Genomic DNA, 23543 nt, shown 5'->3' with positions numbered 1-23543 from the left:
CTTGCGGTCCGCCCGGTTGCGGCGCACCTTTGCGGCGGATGCGAACACGTGCGAACCGCCGTGAGGCCGGAAGGAGGCTGCATGTCCGACCCCACTCTCGCCCCTGCCGCTCAGCCCCAGCCCGCGGGCACGGCCACCTTTGGCGCCGAGACCCAGCCGCCGCAGGCCGAGCTCCGTGCGCTCAACTTCGATGCGCCCTACGACCTCGCCCCCGACGAGGACGCGGAAGAGCTGGAGGAGAGCGATCCGGGCGACCGCAGCGGGCCCTCCCTCATTGAAAAGCTGCTGCCCGTCTCGTTCGCGGACCAGGGCTTTCTTTTGCCCGATAGCGCGAGCGCCGGCCGGTTCGCGCTACAGACCATCCGGGCTTTCCAGAAGGTGGCGGGCCGACCCAAGCGCACCCACCTCATCTACTGCGCCGGCCCGCAGAACACGCCCCTTCCCGACGGCCTCGCCGGAGAGGACGGCATTGAGATTCTGACCACCGACGATCCCGGCGCGGTGCTGGCGGCCATCACGCCGCGCACCGCCGGCATCCTCGTGGCCCCGGTGCGCACGGTTCCCACCTTCGAGGAGACCTCCCGCGGCCTGCTCGCCGTTCTGCGCGAGGCCACGGATGATTACGGGATTGTCTTCGCCTTCGACGAGACGGCCAGCGGGCTTTGCCGCACCGGCATGATGTGGGCGTATGAATGGACGGGCGTCACGCCGGATCTGATGATTTTGGGCCACGGGCTGGCGGGAGAAGAGCCCCTCGCCGGCGTGCTCACCACCGGCAAGGTCGCGCGCGGGGCCACCCCGCCGGCCTTCGCCCCCAGTGAGGCGACGCTGGAACTGGCCCATGTGCGTGTGGACCGCATCGCCAATCCGGACTTCGCGGCCGAGGTGCAGAGCCGCTCCTGGACGCTGGAGGACCGGCTATCCACTGTGTCCTTCAACCACCGCGCCATTTTCAGCGCGGTGGTGGGCCTGGGCCTGATGCAGGGGCTGGAGTGCCCCGCCGGCGCCCTCGCCATGGCCGAGCGGGCGGCCGCCGCGGGCCTGCGCACCCACCCCATGGGCAATGTGCTGGGCCTGTTCCCGGCCCTCACGGTGCGCGAAAAGGAAATCGACATGGCGATCGCCATCCTTGAGCACATCGCTCAAGGCATGGAGTGAGCACGGAACTCCTCCCGTGCCATCGACTTTGAGGAGAGGCGCGCCCGGGGCCGTGGCGCCAGGGCGCCAACCACTCATGTCAGCCCGCGGCCAGCGCTGGTGCGGCGACAAAATCGCCTGCGGAGGCGGCCTTGACGCCGGCGAACACACGGCCGATGCCGATCACCACCGGATCATCATGCCCCATCTGCGCCATGCCGTCCGCCAAGGCGGACAGGGGCCCGCTCCAGCGTCGCTCATCCGTGCGGCTGACATTGGCAGCGATGATGACGGGCGTGGCGGGGGCCATGCCCTGGTCCAGCAGCCTCCGGGCAATCTGTGATGCGGTACGGCCGCCCATATAGAAGACGGTTGTGGTGGCAGGATCGGCCACGGCACGCCAATCGATATTGTCCGGCAACACGCCCTTGCGCGAATGGCCGGTGACGAACCGCACTGATTGCGCGGCATCGCGATGGGTGAGCGAGGTGTTGAGCCCCGCCGCCAGCGCGCTCGCCGTGGTGATGCCCGGCACCACGCTCACGGGAATGCCCGCCGCCTCCAGGGCCGCGATCTCCTCGCCCGAGCGGCCGAACACGGAAGGGTCGCCCGCCTTCAGCCGCACCACCCTCTTGCCCTGCCGCGCGAAGCGCAGCATCAGCGCATTTATGTCCTCCTGCCGGCAGCTCTCGCGCCCGCCGCGCTTGCCCACGAGCATGCGCTTGGCCTCGCGCCGGGCGAGCTCCAGCAGCTCCGGCGACACCAGATCGTCGAACAGGATCACATCCGCCGACTGAAGCGCGCGCATGCCCTTCAAGGTGAGGTATTCGGCATCGCCCGGGCCCGCGCCCACCAGGGTGACTGAGCCGCCCTGCGGCAGCGGGCGAGCGAGCCGCGACACCACGTCTTCCGCCGCCTGCGGTGCGGCCGCGGACGTGAACGCCCGTTCCGCGAAGGCTTCCCAGAAGCCCCGCCGCTCCGCCACCGTCGCGAAGCGCTCGGCGACCTGGCGGCGGATGCGCGCGGCGAGGGCACCCCAGGCCGAAAGGTGGCGCGGCAGCAACGTCTCGATCCGCCTACGGATGGCCTGCCCCAGCACCGGCGCCGCGCCATGGGTGGAGATGCCCACCACCACCGGCGAGCGGTTCACGATGGAACCGAACTGAAAGGCGCACAAAGCCGGCTGATCGATCACGTTCGCCGGCACCCCGGCCCGCCGGGCGGAGCGGGCGAAGTCTTCCGCCTCCGCGCCCTCCAGGTCCGCCACCGCCACCGCGAAGGCGTCGAGCGCCAGGGTACGCCAGGATGCGGGCTCGTGGGAGATGCGCCCTTCCTGCACCAGCAGGGCCATGGCGGGCCCCAGCGTCTCGGCGCACACATGCACGCTGGCGCCCGCCGCCTCCAGCAACTCCGCCTTCCAGGCGGCGGCATCGGAGCCGCCCACCACCAGCGCCTTTCGGCCCTTCAGATCGAGGAACACGGGCAGCACCGCCAGCGGCTCCACCCGCGCGGGGCGACGGGCAACCGGTTCGCGGCCAACGGAAAAGGGAGCAGGGAGCGATGCGCAGGCCATAGCGTCCTCCTATTCCGCCGCCAGATCGGCGGGCAGCGACAGGGTGTCGAGGCTGATGAAAAGGGCCCCATCCTCATTGCGCAGTGGCAAGGTGGGCGTTGCGCCCTCGTCGGCGCCCTGGGCGGTTCCGTCTTCCAGGGAGATGACCCAATTGTGCAGCGGGCAGGTCACGGAATGGCCATGCACGATGCCCTGGGAGAGCGGCCCCTTCTTGTGGGGGCAGCGGTCCACCACGGCGAACACCGCGTCATCCACCGTGCGAAACACGGCGATACGGCCCTTGGGGGTGGTGACGCAGCGGGCCCCCCGGCGGGGAATGTCGCTGAGGTGGCCAATGGCGATCCAGTTCATGTCGGTCATCTTTGCGCCCTCACTCTGCCGCCTGGGCGATGACCGCCATGGGCTTGAATTCGTGCTTGTCCTTGCCGGAGACCCGCTCCGACCAGGGATCGACCTGCGCGAACTTCTGGGAGAACACGAAGCGCTCGAAATAACCTTTGCGCTTCTCGGCATCGTCCATGATCTGGGCGCGAACCTCGTCATAGCCGATGCGCTTCGCCCATTTGTAGATGCGCTCCAGATAGCGCGCGCCCTCACGATACATCTGGGCGAGCGCCACCACGTGTTCCAGCGCCTCGTCCTCGGTCTTCACCGTGCCGAGAATCTCTGTGCCCTTGATGTCGAGGCCCGCCGCACCGGCAAAGTGGATCTCGTAGCCGCTATCCACGCAGATGATGCCGATATCCTTGCAGGTACTTTCCGCACAGTTGCGCGGGCAGCCGGAGACGGCCAGCTTCACCTTGGCCGGCGTCCATGAGCCCCACATGAACTTCTCGATGCGGATGCCGAGGCCGGTGGAATCCTGGGTGCCGAAGCGGCACCATTGCGAGCCCACGCAGGTCTTCACCGTGCGCAGCCCCTTGGCATAGGCCTGGCCGGAGACGAAGCCGGCCTTGCCCAGGTCCGCCCAGACATCGGGCAGGTCTTCCTTGCGCACGCCGAGCATGTCGATGCGCTGGCCGCCCGTGACCTTCACCATGGGAATGGCGAACTTGTCCACCACATCGGCAATAGCGCGCAGCTCGGCGGAAGAGGTCACCCCGCCCCACATGCGCGGCACCACCGAATAGGTGCCGTCCTTCTGAATGTTGGCGTGCACGCGCTCATTGATGAAGCGGGACTGGTAGTCGTCCGCATATTCATCCGGATATTCGCAGACGAGATAATAGTTCAGCGCCGGGCGGCACTTGGCGCAGCCGCAGGAGGTCTTCCATTCCAGCTCCTGCATCACAGCGGGAATGGTCTTCAGCCCCTTGGCGCGGATAAGGCGGCGCACATCGTCATGGCCAAGATCCGTGCAGCCGCACACCGGCTCCACCACCGCCGGGCGATAGGCCTCGCCCAGCGTCAGCGCCATCACCTGCTCGACCAAGCCGGTGCACGAGCCGCAGGAGGCGGAGGCCTTGGTGTGGGCCCGCACGTCCGCCAGGGTGGTCAGGCCCTTCTCGCGGATGGCGGCGACGATCTTGCCCTTGGAGATGCCGTTGCAGCCGCAGATTTCCGCGTCGTCCGGCAGCCCGGCCACCAGCGCAGCCGGGTCCTTGGCCTCGCCCCCGCCTTGGAAGGCCTGGCCATGAATGAGCGTGGCGCGCAGCTCCGACACATCCGTGCCGCGCTTCAGCATGTCGAAATACCAGGGGCCGTCGGCGACATCGCCATACATCACGGCACCCAGAATGCAGTTGTCCTTCAGGATGATGCGCTTGTAGATGCCGGCGGAGGCATCGCGCAGCACGATCTCCTCGCGCCCCTCCCCTTCGCTGAAATCGCCGGCGGAGAAGAGATTGACCCCCGTGACCTTCAATTTGGTGGAGGTCACCGAGCCATGATATTCGCCCTGCCCGCCGGAAAGCCGATCCGCCAGCACCTTGGCGCTCTCATAGAGCGGCGCCACGAGGCCGTAGCACTGGCCGCGATGCTCCGCGCACTCGCCCAGGGCATAGATGGCGGGGTCGGACGTGCGCATGCCGTCGTCCACCACGATGCCGCGATTGACCTCGAGCCCCGCCTCTTTCGCCAGCTGCGCGGAGGGGCGGATGCCTACCGCCATCACCACCAGATCGGCCGGCAGCACCCGACCATCGTCCAGCACAACGGCTTCCACCTCGTCCGTGCCCAGGATCGCCTTCGTATTGGCCTTGGTGAGAATGGTGATGTCGCGATCGGCCAGCGCCTTTTCCAGGAGATAGGCGGCGGCCGGGTCCAGCTGGCGTTCCATGATGGTGGGCATGAGGTGAACGACGCTCACCTCCATGCCCTGGCGCTTCAGGCCATAGGCGGCCTCCAGGCCCAGGAGGCCGCCGCCAATGACCACTGCCCGGCCGCCATTCCGCGCGATCTCGAGCATACGAGAGACATCGTCGAGATCACGATAGGCGAGGACACCGGGCAGGTCCGCCCCCGGCACGGGGATGATGACGGGGGTGGAACCGGTCGCGATGACGAGCTTGTCATAGGGCGCGGTGATGCCGTTCTCAGCCGTCACGGTCTTGGCCGCGCGGTCGATGGTCGTCACCTTGGCGCCCTTGTGCAAAGTGATGCCGTGATAAGCGTAGAAGGCATCATCGTGAATGATGATATCTTCATAGGCCTTCTCGCCCGACAGCACCGGCGAGAGCATGATGCGATCATAATTGACGCGCGGCTCGGCATTGAAAATGGTGATTTCGTAAAGGCCGGGCGCCTTTTCGAGCAATTCTTCCAGCATCCGGCCGGGGGCCATACCGTTGCCGATGATGACAAGCTTCTGGGTCACGGCTTTGTCCTTCAAATATTCAAGCCGGCTGGGTGGCGGCCTGGATCATGACATCGGAAAGGGTGGTGTAGGCGCTCTCCCAGGCCTCTCGGACCTCGGGGGTGAAATCCGCACCCAGGCCCTGCTCCAGGGTCCAGATGAGCGCGGCGCCCACCTTGGCGTAATCTTCCGGAGCAACGCCGTAATCCACATGCTTCACCGCCAGTTCTTTCACCGCTGGCAGAATGGCTTCAAGATTGGTGAGGCCGTTCACGACCACCGCGAGGGTGGCCATCAGCTTCTTGCCCTGCTCGGCCATGTCGCCCTTGAAAAGGGGCTTCACCTCCGGCGCGATCTCGAACAGGCGGCCATAGAAGAGCCCAGCCGCCTGCTCGCGGATAGGCACCACCTTGGCGAAAGAGGTACGAACCAAATCGATCTGTTCCGAATCCATCGTCCATGTCTCCGAGCAAGAGCGTTTCCCCGTTCGCCATGGCGCACGGAAATTTCCGTAATGGATTGACTTACAATGCTTTTACGCGAACCCGCCCTCACCCGAGGCGGTTCAGCCCACCGCCTCGCTGGCGCCGGGATGTTGACGCCTCATGCGCGCCGCGCGCTTGTTCTGGATGGCCTGGAGCTGTTCGGCGGCCGGATTGGCCCCGCCCTCGTACGCCTCCAGGAAATCCAGCAATTCTTCGCGATAGGCGTAGTAATCAGGGTGCGACAGCAGCGCCTTGCGGGTGCGCGGGCGCGGAAGATCGACGTCCATGATGTTGCCGATCCTGGCGTTCGGCCCGTTGGACATCATCACCACCCGGTCAGCGAGCAGAATGGCCTCGTCCACATCATGAGTGACGCAGATGGCGGTGACCTTGGTACGGGCCCATACCTCCATCAGCACTTCCTGAAGCTCCCAGCGGGTGAGGCTGTCGAGCATGCCGAAGGGCTCGTCCAGAAGCAGCAGCTTGGGCGACAAAGCGAAGGCGCGGGCGATGCCCACACGCTGCTTCATGCCGTTGGAGAGGTCGGCGGCAAGCCGGTGCATGGCATCGCCCAGGCCCACACGCTGGAGATAATATTCAACGATGTCGCGCCGCTCGGCGGAGGAGGCATCGGGATAGACCTTGTCCACGCCGAGGGCGACATTCTCCCGCGCCGTCAGCCACGGCATGAGAGAGGGCGCCTGGAACACCACCGCCCGGTCCGGCCCGGCGCCGGACACTTCGCGCCCATCAAGCACGATGCCGCCGGAAGAGATGGCATTCAGCCCCGCCGCCATGGACAGAACCGTGGACTTGCCGCAGCCCGAATGGCCGATAATGGAGATGAACTCGCCCTTATTGATCTTCAGGTCGAAGCCATCCACCACGGTGAGCGGCCCCTTCGGGGTCGGATACACCTTCCGCAGGTCGGAAAACTCCACGAAACGCCGCTCGATGGGCGAATGGGCGCGCTTGGCATAGGCGGCCGGCAGCTTATCGGCCAGCGGCTTCTGGGTGATGGGCACCACATTCGGCAGAAGGATGTCGCGCTGTGCGTCCACCCCGCGCCGGGCGCCGAGATCCAGCAGATATTCCGTCACCTCCGCGCGGATGCGGATGAAGTCCGGGTCCGAATTCATGGCCCCGCGCTCCCGCGGGCGCGGCAGGTCCACCGCGAAGGACCGCCCCAGCGTGGCCTCGGGCCCCGGCGTCAAAGGCAGGATGCGGTCGGCCAGCAGAATGGCCTCGTCCACGTCATTGGTGATGAGGACGATGGTCTTCTTCTCCCGCTCGCAGATGGCGGCGAACTCGTCCTGCAGCTTGGCGCGGGTGAGGGCGTCGAGGGCGGACAGCGGTTCGTCCATCAGCAGAACATCCGGCCGCATGGCGAGTGCCCGCGCCACCGAAACGCGCTGGCGCATGCCGCCGGAAAGCTCCGCCGGCTTGCGCTCCTTGGCGTGGGAGAGGCCCACCATGTCGATGGTGCTCGCGACGATGTCGCGCCGCTGCGCCTTGGGCAGGCTCTTATGCACGGCGTCCACCGCCAGCGACACATTAGCTTCCACCGAGAGCCACGGCATGAGCGCGTAATTCTGGAACACCACGCCGCGCTCCGGGGCGGGACCCGTCACGCGCTCGCCCTTGAAGCGCACCTCGCCGGCATCCGGCTGGGACAGGCCGCTCAAAAGGGAGATGAGCGTCGACTTGCCCGAGCCGGAGAAGCCCACGATGGCGATGAACTCGCCCTCGTGCACATCGAGATCGATCTGGCCCAGCACCGCATTGCGGGCCTCCCCCATTCCGAACCCCTTGGCAACGCCGCGGGCTTCCAGAATAGGCGTGTTGGGACGGGGCTGAAGCGCGCTCATGACCCTGCCCTCAACGGTTCGTGGAGAAGGTGAAGGCGGACTGGAGGGCGAACATCACCCGATCCAGCACAAAGCCGATGATGCCAATGGTGAACACCGCAACCATGATGCGCGCCAGGGAGGAGGAAGAGCCGTTCTGGAACTCGTCCCACACGAACTTTCCAAGGCCCGGATTCTGCGCCAGCATCTCGGCCGCGATCAGCACCATCCAGCCCACGCCCAGGGACAGCCGCAGCCCGGTGAAGATCAGCGGCAGCGCCGAGGGCAGCACCAGCTTGCGGATGGTGGTGAAGGTGGAGAGCTGCAGCACCTTGCCCACATTCACCAGGTCCTTGTCGATGGAGGCGACGCCCAGGGCCGTATTGATGATTGTGGGCCACAGGGAGCACAAGGTCACCGTCACCGCCGAGATCACCATGGACTTGGGCAGCCAGTCGGACGGATTGAGATACACTGCCGACACCACCATGGTGACGATGGGCAGCCAGGCCAGCGGCGACACCGGCTTGAAGATCTGGATGAGCGGATTGATCGCCCCGTTGAAGGTCTTCGACAGGCCGGAGGCAATGCCCACCGGAATGGCGATGACCGTGCCGATGATGAAGCCCAGCCCCACGGTGATGAGCGACGTGTAGATCTGGTCGATATAGGTCGGCTTGCCCGTATAAGAGCGCACCTTTACCTGATCGGCCTTGCCTTCAGCCACAAGGGCAGCGTTGCGCGCGTCCTGCCGGGCATAGAAGGCCTCCGCTTTCTTGCGCTCGGCCACATGGTCGGCGAACAGCGCGCCGGCCTGCTCCACCACCGCCGCCGGGCCGGGAATGGCGCCGAGCGAGGTCTGCACCTTGGGCGCCAGGAACGCCCACACGGCCAGGAACACCAGGATGCCCGCCAGCGGCACCAGCAACACCCGCTTCAATTCCCCCAGCTGCTCGGCAACATTGTCGCCGGCCGCGATCTTCATCAGCGGGACCAGGAAGCCGAGACCCAACACATTGAGCCAGCCGGCCGCCCGGTTGATGCCGCAGAAGACTTTCTCCCGGCGCGCCGCCTTGGCCGCTGCGCCATCGAAGGTGTCGGAAACGTTGGACATGAGAAAAGTCCTCGCCTTGCGTATCTTGACGTACCGGTATTCGGCCGCCGGTGTTCAGCCGCCGGTGATCTGGTTGCCTTCGACCTTCTGGTGGTCCTTCAGGCCGATGGGCAGGGCGTCGATGTAGGCGTTGGGTGTCTTGCCGTCGAAGGTGACACCGTCGATGAATTCATTGGTGGCCGGCTTGTAGCCATCGGTACCAAAGGGGAATTCATCCTTCTTCGCCTTGCCCTCTTCAATGAGCAGCTCGGCCGCCTTCATGTAGATATCGGGCTTGTACACGTCTTTGGCGGTCTGGGCGTACCAGGCGTCGGACTTATATTCGGGGATCTGCCCCCACCGGCGCATCTGGGTCAGATACCACACCGCGTCCGAGTAATACGGATAGGTGGCGTTGTAACGGAAGAAGACATTGAAGTCCGGTACGTCGCGCTTGTCGCCCTTCTCGTATTCGAAGGTGCCGGTCATGGAATTAGCGATGACCTTGGCATCCGCACCCACATATTCGGGCTTGGACAGGATCTTCACCGCTTCGGCGCGATTGGCGTCATTGTTCTCATCCAGCCACTTGGCGGCGCGGATGAGGGCCTTGGTGAGCGCCAGGGTGGTGTTCGGGTATTTTTGGGTGAATTCCTTCGTGAGGCCGAAGACCTTCTCGGGATTATTCTTCCAGATCTCGTAATCGGTCACCACCGGCACGCCGATGCCCTTGAACACGGCGGCCTGGTTCCAGGGCTCGCCCACGCAATAGCCCTCGATGGTGCCAGCCTCCAGGGTGGAGGGCATCTGCGGCGGCGGCGTCACGGACAGAAGAGCATCGGCCTTAATCTGGCCGGACACGTCGCTGGGCGAGTAATAGCCGGGATTGATGCCGCCCGCCGCCAGCCAATACCGCAGCTCGTAATTGTGGGTGGAGACGGGGAAGACCATGCCGAGATTAAACGGCTTGCCTTCCGCCTTATACTTCTCCACCACCGGCTTCAACGCATCCGCCTTGATGGGGTGCTGGGGCTTGCCGTCCGGCCCCGTGGGGATCTTCGCCTTCATCTGCTGCCACACCGCATTGGACACGGTGATCGCATTGCCGTTGAGGTCCATTGAGAAGGGCGTGACGATGTCGGCCTTGGTGCCGAAGCCGATGGTGGCGGCCAAAGGCTGGCCGGCCAGCATGTGGGCGCCGTCGAGCTCGCCGGTGATGACGCGGTCCAGCAGCACCTTCCAATTGGCCTGCGGCTCCAGCGTCACATAAAGCCCCTCATCTTCGAAGAAGCCCTTCTCCTTGGCGATGGCGAGCGGCGCCATGTCGGTGAGCTTGATGAAGCCGAGCTTCAGTTCGTCCTTCTCCACCGGCAGCGCGCCCGCAAACGCGGGAGCCGAAAGGCCCACCAGCACGGCCACGGCGGAGAGCAGGAAGGAACGCTTCGTTACGGCATCAGTCATGGGCGCCAATCTCGAAGTTTGGGGAAGGTCCCCGTGGAGGCTGTGGCCCGCGAAAGCGGGGGCGAAAACGCAAAAAAGCCGCGAAACCGTTTCCAGGCCCCGGGTGGGACTGAACGGTTTGGCGGCTTTGCCAGGGTGCCCGCCATTGGGCACCGAATATTGGGATGAGCTACTGAAACACGCTTATTCTAATTCTGCAACAGACTTTCTTGTGCGATGCGCCATTTGCTGACTATTTCACTCGCCTGCCCAAATTCTAGACACTTAACGCGCAACTCCAGGTCATCCAGACACGCGCTCGTCCATCTGGGATCGGATGTAATCGTCGATCTGATCGGGGTCGAAGATGTGGCCGTCAAAGAAGCCGTCGGGCCCCAGCACCAGGCTGGAATTGGCCGCGCCAACCAGTGTGGGGGCCACCAGCGCGCCTTCCACCTTCAGGTTTGCCCCCGGCAATGGCGCGCCAAGCCCCCGCAACGCGCGCCGGTAGAGGTCGGGCCGGTAGGAATCGCGGGCGATCAGAGTGTTGTGCGGGGAATGGCTGCAGAAGCCCCAGCGCACCATCTGGCTGTAGAACCACAAAGCGTGGCTCTGCCAGGGGAAGGTGGCGGCCTTGCCGGCGGTGAGGAAGAAGTCGTCCACCTGAACGGTGCGCCCCGGGGCCACTTCCATGGCCCCGGTGAGGCCGGTCATCAACAGGGCGGGGTCGACATTGATGAAGCGCGGCGAAGCCAGGATGCGCGCCAGTTCCTCATGATTCGCCCTGTCGGCGCACCACAGGGCCGCGCGGTAGAGGGCGCGCAAAAAGGCATCGAGGGCCGCCGCATTCTCCTGTGCCCAGGGGCGGGAAACCCCCAGCACCTTTTCCGGGCTGGAACGCCAGATCTTCGCCTTCACCGTCGCGATGGCGCCCGCGCCCGCCCGCACCGCCGCCGTGTTCCATGGCTCGCCGGCGCAGAAACCGTCGATCAGCCCCTCTGCGAGGGCGCCCGGCATCTGCGGCGGCGGCAGCACCACGATCTGCACGTCGCGGTCCGGATCGATGCCGCAGGCAGCCAGCCAGAAGCGCAGCTCAAAATTGTGCCCGGAGAAGGAGTAGACGACACCGAACTTCAGCGGCGCCAGCCCCCGCGCGCGGCGGGCCACCACCACGTCGCGCAAGGCCCGCCCCACCACGCCGGCGTCGAGCGTGTCGCCCGCCCCCGCGTCCCGCAGCTCCCCCGCCACGGCGTTGGAAACCGTCACCGCATTGCCGCCGAGGCCCATGGCGATGGGCGCGATGAGGGAGGGTGAGAGCGGGAACAGGCCCAGATTGGCCGCAATGGGCATGGGCGCCAGGATGTGGGCGGCATCGAGCGCCCCCACGGCCAGGCGATCGCGGATGCTGGCCCAGGACGGCTCCCGCCGCAGCGCCACCACCAGCCCTTCCTCGCGGGTGAAGCCCTTCACCACCGCGCTCACCAGGATGGCGCTGTCGAGCAGCGGCACGAAGCCCACGCGGATATCGGCTTCCTCGGTCATGCCTAGCCCTCCAGCAATCCAGCGGCCATGACGAGGCTCTGGGCGATGTCGGCAATCTTTCGGTTCTGGTTCATGGCGGTGCTACGCAGGAGCTTGTAGGCGGCATCTTCCGAAAGCCCGCGGGATTTCATGAGGATGGCCTTTGCCCGATCGACGATCTTGCGGCTCTCCAGCTCAGTGCGCGCCTCTTCCAGCTCCCGCGCCATGCGGGAGAAGGCGTTGAAGCGGCTGATGGCCATGTCGAGGATGGGCTTGACCCGCTCCTGCTTCAGCCCGTCCACCACATAGGCCGAAACCCCCGCCTCCACCGCCGCCTCGATGGCGGCCTTGTCGGAGCGGTCCACGAACATGGCAATGGGCCGCTGCACGGAGCGCGACAACAGGAACATGCTTTCCAGCATGTCGCGATTGGGGTTTTCGAGGTCGATCACGATCACGTCCGGCGAAACGCGCTCGATGGTTCGCGCCACACCCTGGATTTCGTGCACCACTGTCACCCGCGCATGGCCGGCCGCGCGCAGGCCTTCCTCGATGATCTGCGCGCGAATGGCGTTTTCGTCGATGACGAGAATGGAAAGGTCCGCGTCGCGCATCACGCCTTCAAGCCCGAGCTTCGCAAGCCCCGCCACGCAAGCACGATTGGGCGCTCTTCATCAATACACATCACGGACATAACGCTTGGCGGTCCCCATCTGTGCCACATACTCCCGCGCCGCATCGGCATCACGCGCGCCATGGGTGGCGACGATCTCCACCAGGGCGGCGTCCACGTCCTTCGCCATGCGCGAGGCATCGCCGCAGACATAAAAATGCGCCCCCTCCTCCAGCCAGCGCCACAGCTCCGCGCCCGCCTGCCGCATCCGGTCCTGCACATAGATCTTCTCGGCCTGGTCGCGCGAGAAGGCGGTGTCGAGCCGGGTGAGATGGCCGCTCACCCGCCACGCCTCCAGCTCATCGCGATAATAGAAATCGCTGGCGGCATGCTGCTCGCCGAAGAACAGCCAGTTGCGACCCCCAGCGCCCGTTAGCTCGCGCTGTTGCAGGAAGGCGCGGAAGGGCGCGATCCCCGTGCCCGGCCCCACCATCACCATGGGCGCATCCCCCGTCTTGGGCACCCGGAAATGGGCGGAAGGCTGCACGAACACCGGCACATCCCCCGCCCGGTCCGCCAGGAAGGTGGAGGCCACACCGCCCCGCCGCCGCCCGTCGCACCCATAGCGAACGGTGGAAATGGTGAGATCCACCTCTCCCGGCGCCGTCAGGGGGCTTGAGGCGATGGAATAGAGGCGCGGCTGCAAGCGCTTGAGCACGCTTATGAACTCTTCCGCCGCCACCTTTCCTGGCCGGCGCCGCAGCAGGTCCGCCATCTGCCGACCCCAGAGCCATCGGTCCAAAGCGGCACGCTCGCCGGCCAGAAGCCCTCTCAGCTCCGTGTCGCACGACACCTGCGCCCACCATCGCAGGAAATCGGGATGGGGCCGGGCAATCTCATAATGCCGCTCCAGCGCGTCCTGCAGGCGGACCTCGCCTTCCGCACCCAGCTCCACGGGACTTTCTGCGTCGAGCTGCAGCAGGTCCATGATCTCCGCGACCAGGGCGGGATCATTGCGCGGCACCACGCCCAGGGCATCGCCGGCCTCGTAAGCCAATTCGCCGATGGCCAGGCCGATCTGGCGCACCTCCTTGCCACTGCCAGGGGCGTTCAGCAGGCGGTTGCGCAGAAGCCGCGCGGGAAAGGGATGGCGCCGGCTGAAGGCCGGCCGCACCTCGCCCCGTGACCGGGCCGGCGGCACCGGTCCCGTGCAAAGCAGCTGCGCCACGCCACGCTGCCACGCGGCGGCCTCCTCCTCCCCATCCGGCTCGCAATCCAGCCGCTCCACAAGGCGCTGCGCCCCAAGCTCGGCCAGGCGCCCATCCAGCTTGCGGCCGAAACCGCAGAACTGGGCATAGGTGCTGTCGCCGAAGGCCAGCACGGCGAACCGCAGCCCGCCGAGGTCCGGGGCCTGCTCTTCGTTCAGGCGCGACCAGAAGGCGCCCGCATTGTCCGGCGGGTCGCCATCACCGAAGGTGCTTGCCACGAAAACGGCGGCGCCGGCGCGCGACAGGTCTTCCCGCGACAGATCGTCAAGAGCGGCAAGACGCACGCCGCGCCCGCCTTCGCGCAGCATCTCCGCCAGCGCACCCGCCGCCGCCTCCGCGCGGCCGGTCTGGGAGGCGAAGGCAACCAGGACAGCGGGCCCCTCCTGGGAGGACAACAGCGGCAGGCGGGAGAAGAGGCCCGCGAACAGGCCATTCACCGCAAGGCGGGTCGCCTCCGCAACCGGAGCGGTGGGCGGCAGCACCGGCACCTCGCGCCCTTCCGCCACCGGCTGCGCCTGCAGCCCGGTCAAAAAGCCGGTGAGGTAGATCCGCTCCTCGCGCGTAAGGGAAAGATCAAGGCTTGGAGCCGTTTCCAGCAGCCCAACGAAGGCCGACAGAGCGCCGGCCGATGGACCGGGCGAGGGTGATGCGGCCGCCATCTGTTGCGCCTCCCGTTCCGGCGCGGCACCGACCCGGGTGAGGGCGACCGCGGCAATCTTCAATTCCGGCTGCTGGGACACGGGGTCGACGGCATCGCTGGTCACCGCATTGACGGCGATGCCGTCGCCGAACACGTCGGCCCAGTGGAAGGGGGCAAAGCAGTTGCCCTCCTTCACCCGGTCGCTGAGGCGCGCGGGCAGCACCGCCTTGCCCCGGCGCGAGCGCACCTCCACCCGGTCCCCCTCATCGATCCCCATCCGCGCCGCCTCGACCGGGTGCAGTTCCAGGAATGGCGCGGGGTTCAGCTTGTTGAGGGTCGGCACTTTCCCGGTCTTGGTCAGGGTGTGCCACTGGTGTTGCAGCCGGCCGGTATTGAGAACCAAGGGATAGTCCGCGTCCGCCCATTCCCCCGGCGGCACATGGGGCGAGGGCACGAAGCGCGCGCGCCCGTCCGGGGTCGCGAAGCGCAGGCCCGGACGGTGACCATCCGCCTCGACCATCAGCGGCATGTGGCGCCCGTCATTGAGATAGCGGACGGGATTGCGCGCCTCTCCATCCGCCGCCACCGGCCATTGCAGCGGCCCCGCGCGCAGGCGCGCATGGCTGGCACCGCTGAGGTCATAGCCCGTGAGCGGATTGGAAAAGCCCGCAATCTCCGCAAACACCTCGCCGGCATCGGCATAGGCGAAGGCATCCCCATGCCCCAGGGCGCGTCCCACATCGGCGATGAGCCTCCAGTCGGCCCGCGCTTCACCGGGCGGCTCCACCGCCCCGGCGGCCAGCGTCAGGGTACGCTCGGAATTGACGAACACGCCGTCCCCCTCCGCCCACAGCGCGCCGGGGAGCAGCACATCGGCATAAGGCGTGGTCTCCGTGTCCAGGAAGGCATCCTGCACCACCACCAGCTCGGCGGTTTTCAGCGCGTCGATGACCACTTGGCGGTTGGCCACCGAGGCAACCGGATTGGTGCAGATGATCCAGCAGGCCTTGATGCGGCCCGCTTTCATCTCCTCGAACATGGCCAGCGTGCCAGCCCCGGCATCGGCACGGATGGTGCCCGCCGGCAGGCCCCAGCGGCTCTCGGCGAAGGCGCGATCCTCCGCCGAACTCACACTGCGCTGTCCCGGCAGACCCGGACCCATATAGCCCATCTCGCGCCCGCCCATGGCATTGGGCTGGCCGGTGAGCGAAAAGGGCCCCGCCCCTGGTCGGCAGATCTGGCCGGTGGCCAGATGCAGGTTGCAGATGGCGGTGGTGTTGGCTGTGCCGTGGCTGCTCTGGTTAAGGCCCATGGTCCAGCACGTGGTCCAGGCCTTCGCCTCACCCAAGAGCCGCGCCGCCTGGCGCAGGTCCGCCTCCGCGATCCCGGTCAGCTCCGCCACCCGCTCCGGCGGATAATCGGCAAGCTGCGCCTCCACCTGCGCCCATCCGGAGGTGTGGCGGGCGATGAAGTCCGGGTCGGTGTGCCGGTTCGCCGCCAGCAGATGGAGCAGGCCGTTGAGAAAGGCGAGATCGGTGCCCGGACGGATCTGAAGGAACAGGTCCGCCTTGTCCGCCGTGGCGGTGCGGCGCGGGTCCACCACGATGAGCTTGGCGCCGGCCTTCACCCGGTCCATGAGGCGAAGAAACAGGATGGGATGGCAATCGGCCATGTTGGCGCCGATGACGAGGAACAGGTCCGCCGCGTCGAAATCGTCATACGAGCCGGGCGGCGCGTCGGCACCGAAGGAGAGCTTGTAGCCGCTGCCGGCGCTGGCCATGCACAGGCGCGAATTGGATTCGATGTGGCGCGTGCGGATGAAGCCCTTCGCGAGCTTGTTGGCCAGGTATTGCGCCTCAATGGACATCTGTCCGGAAACGTAGAAGGCAAAGGCGTCGGGCCCATCGCGATCAATGATCTCCCGCAGCCGCCGCGCCGTGTGGGCCACCGCGTCGTCCACCGATGCCGGGCATTGTTCGTCGCTGCGGCGCTCGCGCACGAAAGCGCCCTTCAGGCGGCCCCGTCCCAGCGGCTCGGCGCAGGTGGCGCCCTTGGTGCACAGACGGCCGGCATTCACCGGATGGGCCTTGTCGCCCGCGACCTTCACCACCTCGCCGCCCCGCACATGGAGCTCGATGCCACAGCCGACCCCGCAATAGGGGCACACGCTCCTCACCTTGTCCGTCGCCTGCGTCGCGCTGCTCATGCCGGCCCCAAAACGAAAAAAGCCGCCACCGACGCTTCCAATGCGGAAGCGCAGGTGGCGGCTTTGCCACGGAGGATCTTGTCCTCAGCCGCATGGCCCCAACGCGAGGCCCGGCGGCGATTTCAAACGAATACAATCAGTAAAACGGAAGCGCAGGCCAAAGGCAAGCCCCCGATCCACCCTATCGCGCCGCCGGGGCGGCCGACACATAGCGGATGGCGCGGTGAATCAGCTCCGCCAGATTGCCGGCGCCGAGCTTCGTCTTCAGCTGTGAGCAGGTGTTGGCCACCGTCTTGTAGCTCACCCCCAGCTCATCCGCGATCTGGCCATAGGCCTTGCCTTCCGCCAGCAGCGCGAGGGCCTGAAGCTCGCGCGGGGTGAGGTCGGCCATGGTGCCCGGGCGGGCGCGGCTGCTCATCATGGCCACCTCGAGCGCCAGCTCGTGACCGATATAAGGCTGGCCGCGCCGCACCTTGTCGAAGGCCGCCAGCAGGTCGCCGGCGGACGTGTCCTTCACCAGATAGCCGGTCGCGCCGGCCTCCAGCGCGCGACTGGCAATGACGGGGTCCGCATGCATGGAAAACACCAGGATCGGCAACCGGGCCGCCTGCGCCCGCAGACGCCGCACCAAGGAGAGGCCGGCGAGGCCGCTGCCGCTGAGGGCGAGATCCACGATCACCACATCCGGTTGCTTGCGCCGGAACAGACGATAGCCGGCCAGGGCGGTCGCCGCCTCCATCAGCTCGCAGACGCCCGCCTCTTCGAGAATATAGCGGCAGCCCTGCGCAACGATGGGATGGTCGTCGATCAGCAACACCTTGGTCATGACTTCGCCTCTTCCGCGAACGGCATCGCGGCCGTCGCCCCCGCAAGGGGAAGTTCCACCGTCAGCCCCGCGCCGCCGCAATTGCCATCGGCCAGCGCGCACCATCCACCCAACGCGCGCACGCGCTCGCGCATGCCCGCAAGGCCCAGCCCCTCCCGCACCTGCGGCGGCAGTCCCGTGCCGTCATCACGCACCAAGAGGCGCAGGCGCGTACCCCCCGCCCCATCCCGCTGCTCGCGCAGTGCCACCGCCACCGTGCGGGCATCCCCATGGCGCAATGCATTGGTCACGCCCTCCTGCACGCAGCGATAGAGGGTGGCATCGGTGGCAGCACCGTAGCCGGCGCGCAGCGGGCCGAGCTCCAGATGGAAATGCCGTTCCGGATCGTGCTGCCGGAAGTCGGCGACGAGGCCGGAAATGACGTCCGCCAGCGGAACATGGCCGAGCGACGCCGGGCGCAGGCGCCGCAGCAGGCGCCGGTTCGCCCCCTGCATGCGCTCCACGATATCCACGAGATTGCCCGCCCGCGCCGAGAGCTTCTCCGCCAGATCCGGCGGCCCCTGGGCGGCCATGCGCGCCAGCGAATCTGCACCCGCCTTCAGCCCGAACATGAGCGGACCCAGCTCGTCGTGCAGCTCGCCGGCGATCCGCCTGCGCTCGTCCTCCTCCAGGCTGACGAGCTGCGCGCTGAGGCGCGCATTCTCCCACCGGGCGGCGCCCAGGGCTTCAGCCAGGGCATTCACCCCATCGGCTGCCGCCGCCAGCTCGCGGATGCGCGGCGGCGCCAAAGGGTGGCTGAGGTCCGCATGCTCCAGCTCGCCGAGGGCGGCGCGGAACTCCGCCAGGTCCCGCCGCACCCGGCCCAGCGCCACGTAAAGCGCGAGCAGGATCGCCGCATTCACACCGATGGCGACCGAGGCGAAATCCGTCACATCGTCCCAAACCTCGGCCAATTCGTCGTCGGGAACCCCCTCCACCTGCACCCGCGCGACCGTTGCGCCGGCAGCTGTGATCGCGACCTCGCGCTCCATCTTCTCAACCCCGATGAGCCGGCCGAACCACTCCGGCACCGCGCTGTCGGCACGGTGCTGCGGGATTGGAAGAGCAAAGCTCAGCGGCCGGCCGGCGGCATCGGAGAGGGAGAGCCGGACATGGCGCAGATGGCGCAAATGGCCGGGCAGCGCATCTTCCAGCGCCTGCGGATCGGCGGCGAAGCGCTCCGCCGCCTCCCGGACCATCTGCTCGGCCATCTCCACCGAGGCCGCCATTTCGCTGCGGGTGGCCGCACGGGCGTTGAGCACCACGACCCAGCCCGCGACCAGCGCCGCGACCGCATTGATGGCCAGCACAACCCCCAGCACCTGGGCGCGCAGCGTCAGCGACCGGCCGCGGGGCCTCAACGCCCGTTCGCACACCGGCGCAGCGGCGCGCAGCATATCCGCCACGCTCATGTCGCCGCGCGCAAGCACACGCCAGACGGAAAACGACACATGGCACCCTCCCCCTTCAACACGCCGCCGCCCGCCGGGACCGACGGCCGGCGCGCCGATTCTTGTGCCCCGTTCTTGTGTCCCGCCCCGCGCGTCACGTGAAATGACGGGCGGCACTACAGAAACGGCTCTAATGAAACTCTTATTATATTTCTCAAAACATGCGGGCGCCCTGGAAGACTACCACATTATACCAGGGAGACACGACACCTTGGGCCGGGCACCCCACCTTTGCCGCCGCACGCCGCCCGCCCCGAATTTCTCCCGGCTCCCGAAGGCGTTGCCAAGCTCCCCCGCGATGGATTGCCAATAGTTCCCGGCCGCAATTGCACAAACATCGCGAGACAGCGGGCCCGCAAAAATCCCAACATCCTGACACGAACTGAAACAAAACTAATAAGATCATAAGAAATCACAAAGACTGCTCGCGATCGGAGGGCGACAGTATTTAAAACCACCCCATGTCCGCGTCCCGCGCCTTCCCGACAGCCGGGGATGGCGTGCGGCAACGCGCAAAAGCGATCGCATTCAAGCCTTCGCAATAAAGGCGGCCGCCTGGCATGCGCGCCGTTGGGGCGTCAACGCCCAAAAACAAGCTGACCGAGGAAACCCAAGGACACGCCAGATGAACAGACTTTTGTCTTCAGCATCCCTGATGGCCGTCACCCTCGCCCTCGCCGCGGGCGGTGTCGTCGCCTCCGGCGCCGCCCGGGCCAATGACAAGCTCGTGGAGCTCGCCAAGAGCGACGAGAATTGGCCGATGACGGGCAAGAATTACAGCGCCAACAATTTCAGCCCGCAAAAGCAGATCAACAAGGACAACGTGGCGAAGCTGCGCCCCGCCTGGTCCTTCTCCACTGGTGTTCTTTCGGGCCACGAAGGCACGCCGCTGGTGGTGGATGGCGTGATGTATGTGCACTCGCCCTTCCCCAACACCACCTTCGCGCTGGGGCTGGATGATCCCGGCCACATCCTGTGGCAGCACAAGCCCAAGCAGAACCCCACCGCCCGCGCCGTCGCCTGCTGCGACGTGGTCAATCGCGGCCTTGCCTACTGGCCGGGCGACGACAAGACCGGCCCCCTCATCATCAAGACCCAGCTCGACGGCAATGTGGTGGCCCTGAAGGCCGACACCGGCGAGGAATACTGGAAGCTTGAGAATTCCGACATCAAGGTGGGCTCCACCCTCACCATCGCGCCCTATGTGGTGAAGGACACGGTGCTGGTCGGCTCCTCCGGCGCCGAGCTCGGCGTGCGCGGCTACGTCACCGCCTACGACGTGAAGACCGGCGCCCAGAAGTGGCGCGCCTACGCCACCGGCCCCGACGAGCAGGTGATGCTGGCCAACGACTTCAACAAGGCCAATCCGCAATATGGCCAGAAGGGCCTCGGTACCCAGACCTGGGAAGGCGACGCCTGGAAGATCGGCGGCGGCACCAACTGGGGCTGGTACGCCTTCGACCCCGCCACCAACATGATCTACTACGGCTCCGGCAACCCGGCGCCGTGGAACGAGACCATGCGTCCCGGCGACAACAAGTGGACCATGACCATCTGGGGTCGCGACATCGACACCGGAGAGGCCCATTTCGGCTACCAGAAGACGCCCCATGACGAGTGGGACTATGCCGGCGTCAACGTGATGATGCTGTCCGAGCAGAAGGACAAGACCGGCAAGATGCGCAAGCTTCTGACGCATCCGGACCGCAACGGCATCGTCTACACCCTCGACCGCACCGACGGCACCCTGGTTTCCGCCGACAAGATCGACGACACGGTGAACTGGGTGAAGAAGGTGGACCTGAAAACCGGCCTGCCCGAGCGCGACCCCGAATACGGCACGCGCATGGACCATGTGGCGCGTGATGTGTGCCCCTCGGCCATGGGCTACCACAACCAGGGCCATGACAGCTACGACCCCGAGCGGCAGAGCTTCTTCATGGGCATCAACCACATCTGCATGGATTGGGAGCCCTTCATGCTGCCCTATCGGGCGGGCCAGTTCTTCGTCGGCGCGACGCTGAACATGTATCCCGGCCCCAAGGGCGACCGGCAGGCGGCCCTCGGCCTGGGCCAGGTGAAGGCGTATGACGCCATCAACAACAAGTACAAGTGGGAAGTGATGGAGCGCTTCGCGGCCTGGGGCGGCACCCTCGCCACCGCCGGCGGCGTGATGTTCTATGGCACCCTCGACGGCTTCATCAAGGCGCGCGACAGCGATACCGGCAAGCTGCTTTGGAAGTTCAAGCTGCCGTCGGGCGTCATCGGCCATCCCATGACCTATACCCACAAGGGCGTGCAATACGTCGCCATCTACTACGGCGTCGGCGGCTGGCCGGGCGTGGGCCTCGTGTTCGACCTGAACGATCCCACCGCCGGCCTCGGCTCCGTGGGCGCGTTCAAGAACCTCCAGCACTACACCCAGATGGGTGGCGGCGTGATGGTGTTCTCGCTCGACGGTCAGGGCCCGTACAGCGACCCGAACGTGGGTGAATACGCCTCCGGCGGCTGATGCCCCCGCCGGCCGCCGCTCACCCCTCGGCGGCGGCCGGCCCCTCATGTGAACCCAACCGCGTGCCGGTCCCCGGCACGAGCGAACCTCACGAGGAGGCGTCCCATGCCCCGTATCGCATCTTCCGCCGGCACCGCGCTCGCCGCCTTCGTGTTCGGCACTGCTTTGATCTCCACCGGCGCTTCAGCCGCCCAGTTCGCCCCCTCGAAAGGGGCGGCGGACGCTCCGGCGCCGCAAGCCACCGCCGCCGCGCCGGGCACCCTTCGGGTGTGTGCCTCCGAAGTGGAGGCGCCCTTCTCCCAGAAGGACGGGCAGGGCTTTGAAAACCGCATCGCGAAGGTGCTGGCCAGCGCCATGGGCCGCGAGGCCGTGTTCGTATGGTCCGGCAAGCCGGCCATCTACCAGGTGCGCGACGGCCTCGACAAAAACCTCTGCGACGTGGTGATGGGCGTCGATACGGGGGATGCGCGCGTGCTCTCCTCCAAGCCCTATTACCGCACCAGCTATGTGTTCGTGACGAAGACTGACCGGAACATCACCACAGGCGACTGGCAAGACCAGCAGATCAAGGATCTCGGTCGTTTCGTCATCCGCTTCTACTCGCCCGGTGAGACCATGCTGAAGAAGCTGGGCAAGTATGAGGACAATGCGGCCTATCTCTACAGCCTCGTGAACTTCAAATCACCGCGCAACCAGTATGTGGAAGTGCCGGGTGAGCGCATGGTGAGCGAAGTCGGTACGGGCGAAGCCGACATTGCCTTCGCGTTCGCACCCGAGGTGGCGCGCTATGTGAAGGGCTCCGGCGTGCCGCTGCGCATGACGGTTGCGACCAGCGACCTCACCCGCTTCGACGGCACGCCCATCCCGCTCCATTACGACCAGTCGGTGGCCGTGCGCAAAGGCGATGCGGCGCTGATGCAGGAGATCGACGCCGCCCTCGTGAAGGCGCGGCCCGAGATCGACGCCATCCTTATTGAGGAGGGCATTCCGCTGCTCAAGCCCAACAGCTGAGCGCCAGCCCTCCTGCCCCCCACACAGATTTGGTCATTGAGTCATGCTAGATTTCTGCTGGATCAAGTTCGCCACCCGCGGCCTCATCGCGACCATCGCGGTGCTCGGCTGCGCGCTGACCGCCCAGGCCACGCTCAATTTCACCCACACGGTCACCGGCCAGCCTCTCGACCTTTCGGAAGCGCCGGAGGAAGGGCGGGATACGGAAGCGGTGAAGGTGTTCCTCGCCTCCGGCAAGAACATCTACCTGGAAAATGTGAGCTGCCTGCCCAAGGGCAAGGATCTGTTCCTGTCCATGTGCTCGGGCTGCCACGGGCATTATGGCGAGGGCAAGATCGGCCCCGGCCTCAACGACGCCTATTGGACATATCCCAAGAACATGACCGACCAGGGCCTGTTCGAGACCATCTTCGGCGGCGCGCAGGGACAGATGGGGCCCATGTATGGCGCCCTCACCTTGGATGACATGCTGCTGGTGATGGCCTGGGTGCGCCATTTCTACAAGGACGATCCGAAGGAGGCCACCTGGCTCACCCCCGCCCAGCGCGCGAACTTCAAGCCCTTCGACGGCCATAACGATCACACCCCGCCCGTGGAAGAGGCGCCGGTGTGCAAGGCGACAGCCGCCACCGCGGCCAGCCTCAATTCAGAAACGGGAGGAACCAAGCAGTGAGCCATTTCGCGTCCATCCGCCGTCCCCTCGCTCATGCCGTCGTCGCGGCCGGCCTCGCCACCGGCGCCGCCCTCTTCGCGGCCACGGGCGCGCTTGCCTATGACGGCACCAATTGCCGCGCGCCGGGCAATTGCTGGGAGCCCAAGCCCGGTTATCCGGACAAGGTGGCCGGCTCCAAATACGACCCCAAGCACAACCCCACGGAGCTGAACAAGCAGTCCCAGTCCATCGCAGCGATGGAGGAGCGCAACAAGAAGCGCGTGGAGTATTTCCAGAAGACCGGCAAGTTCGTCTACGACGTGAAGAAGATCCCCACGGAGTGATGACGAGAGCCTCAAAGGACCCCACCAGCAGGGCAGAAGCCTAAACCTTTTATTCTGCCGGGCAATCCTCCGATGGATGGTGGGCTAACTG

Annotated in this window: 17 protein-coding genes; 5 read left to right on the top strand and 12 right to left on the bottom strand. The window is 66.3% G+C overall.

Annotation, left to right across the window (positions count from 1 at the left end):
• Positions 1–81 precede the first annotated feature (81 nt).
• The gene (locus tag L0966_RS01645) at positions 82–1158 is read left to right on the top strand and encodes an aminotransferase class III-fold pyridoxal phosphate-dependent enzyme (RefSeq protein ID WP_234050110.1); all 1077 of its coding nucleotides are present in this window, start codon (positions 82–84) and stop codon (positions 1156–1158) included.
• A gap of 79 nt (positions 1159–1237) precedes the next feature.
• Here the strand turns inward: L0966_RS01645 and cysG are convergent, their stop codons facing one another.
• The 12 genes from cysG to L0966_RS01585 all read right to left on the bottom strand — a co-directional run bounded on the left by cysG (position 1238) and on the right by L0966_RS01585 (position 18933).
• Positions 1238–2710 carry a siroheme synthase CysG gene (gene cysG, locus L0966_RS01640; RefSeq protein ID WP_234050109.1) on the bottom strand — a complete coding sequence of 491 codons (1473 nt, stop codon included), beginning with the start codon at positions 2708–2710 and terminating at the stop codon, positions 1238–1240.
• Positions 2711–2719: 9 nt separating this feature from the next.
• Positions 2720–3061 carry a nitrite reductase small subunit NirD gene (gene nirD, locus L0966_RS01635; RefSeq protein WP_370640631.1) on the bottom strand — a complete coding sequence of 114 codons (342 nt, stop codon included), beginning with the start codon at positions 3059–3061 and terminating at the stop codon, positions 2720–2722.
• A 19-nt stretch (positions 3062–3080) separates the two neighbouring features.
• The gene (gene nirB, locus L0966_RS01630) at positions 3081–5525 is read right to left on the bottom strand and encodes a nitrite reductase large subunit NirB (RefSeq protein WP_234050107.1); all 2445 of its coding nucleotides are present in this window, start codon (positions 5523–5525) and stop codon (positions 3081–3083) included.
• Between the two features lie 19 nt (positions 5526–5544).
• Positions 5545–5958 (bottom strand): globin family protein, encoded by a 414-nt coding sequence (locus L0966_RS01625; RefSeq protein WP_234050106.1) that lies wholly within the window; start codon positions 5956–5958, stop codon positions 5545–5547.
• Positions 5959–6069: 111 nt separating this feature from the next.
• Positions 6070–7857, bottom strand: coding sequence for an ABC transporter ATP-binding protein (locus tag L0966_RS01620; protein ID WP_234050105.1), 1788 nt, complete (start codon positions 7855–7857; stop codon positions 6070–6072).
• Positions 7858–7867: 10 nt separating this feature from the next.
• Entirely contained in the window at positions 7868–8950 is a 1083-nt protein-coding gene (locus L0966_RS01615; protein ID WP_234050103.1) for an ABC transporter permease, read from the bottom strand.
• Positions 8951–9004: 54 nt separating this feature from the next.
• Complete coding sequence (locus L0966_RS01610) at positions 9005–10390, bottom strand: CmpA/NrtA family ABC transporter substrate-binding protein (RefSeq protein ID WP_234050102.1); 1386 nt, start codon at positions 10388–10390, stop codon at positions 9005–9007.
• A 282-nt stretch (positions 10391–10672) separates the two neighbouring features.
• The gene (locus L0966_RS01605) at positions 10673–11911 is read right to left on the bottom strand and encodes a CmpA/NrtA family ABC transporter substrate-binding protein (protein ID WP_234050101.1); all 1239 of its coding nucleotides are present in this window, start codon (positions 11909–11911) and stop codon (positions 10673–10675) included.
• A gap of 2 nt (positions 11912–11913) precedes the next feature.
• A complete protein-coding gene (locus L0966_RS01600) occupies positions 11914–12504 on the bottom strand; it encodes an ANTAR domain-containing response regulator (RefSeq protein WP_234050794.1) in 591 nt (196 codons plus the stop codon).
• Between the two features lie 60 nt (positions 12505–12564).
• A complete protein-coding gene (locus L0966_RS01595) occupies positions 12565–16617 on the bottom strand; it encodes a bifunctional nitrate reductase/sulfite reductase flavoprotein subunit alpha (protein ID WP_234050100.1) in 4053 nt (1350 codons plus the stop codon).
• A 181-nt stretch (positions 16618–16798) separates the two neighbouring features.
• Positions 16799–17443, bottom strand: a complete 645-nt coding sequence (locus L0966_RS01590; RefSeq protein WP_234050099.1) for a response regulator transcription factor — start codon at positions 17441–17443, stop codon at positions 16799–16801.
• Positions 17440–18933: a histidine kinase gene (locus L0966_RS01585; RefSeq protein ID WP_234050098.1), complete on the bottom strand. Its 1494-nt coding sequence runs from the start codon at positions 18931–18933 to the stop codon at positions 17440–17442. The genes L0966_RS01590 and L0966_RS01585 overlap by 4 nt, the downstream gene beginning before the upstream one ends.
• Before the next feature lie 625 nt (positions 18934–19558).
• Here L0966_RS01585 and L0966_RS01580 point away from each other — a divergent pair.
• From L0966_RS01580 to L0966_RS01565, 4 genes are all read left to right on the top strand, one after another.
• Positions 19559–21445 carry a methanol/ethanol family PQQ-dependent dehydrogenase gene (locus L0966_RS01580; protein ID WP_234050097.1) on the top strand — a complete coding sequence of 629 codons (1887 nt, stop codon included), beginning with the start codon at positions 19559–19561 and terminating at the stop codon, positions 21443–21445.
• A 105-nt stretch (positions 21446–21550) separates the two neighbouring features.
• On the top strand, positions 21551–22456 hold the full coding sequence (moxJ, locus tag L0966_RS01575) for a methanol oxidation system protein MoxJ (RefSeq protein WP_234050096.1): 906 nt from the start codon (positions 21551–21553) through the stop codon (positions 22454–22456).
• 43 nt (positions 22457–22499) lie between these two features.
• Positions 22500–23129: a cytochrome c(L), periplasmic gene (gene moxG / locus L0966_RS01570; RefSeq protein ID WP_234050095.1), complete on the top strand. Its 630-nt coding sequence runs from the start codon at positions 22500–22502 to the stop codon at positions 23127–23129.
• Positions 23126–23452, top strand: coding sequence for a methanol dehydrogenase [cytochrome c] subunit (locus L0966_RS01565; RefSeq protein ID WP_234050094.1), 327 nt, complete (start codon positions 23126–23128; stop codon positions 23450–23452). Before moxG ends, L0966_RS01565 begins: the two co-directional genes overlap by 4 nt.
• Positions 23453–23543 lie beyond the last annotated feature (91 nt).

Origin of the sequence: Xanthobacter sp. NM-59 (assembly GCF_021401125.1) — a bacterium.
In the GTDB taxonomy this organism is placed as follows: domain Bacteria; phylum Pseudomonadota; class Alphaproteobacteria; order Rhizobiales; family Xanthobacteraceae; genus Xanthobacter.
The sequence above is the reverse complement of the archived record's forward strand: the minus strand, read 5'-3'. Positions and strand labels throughout refer to the sequence as shown.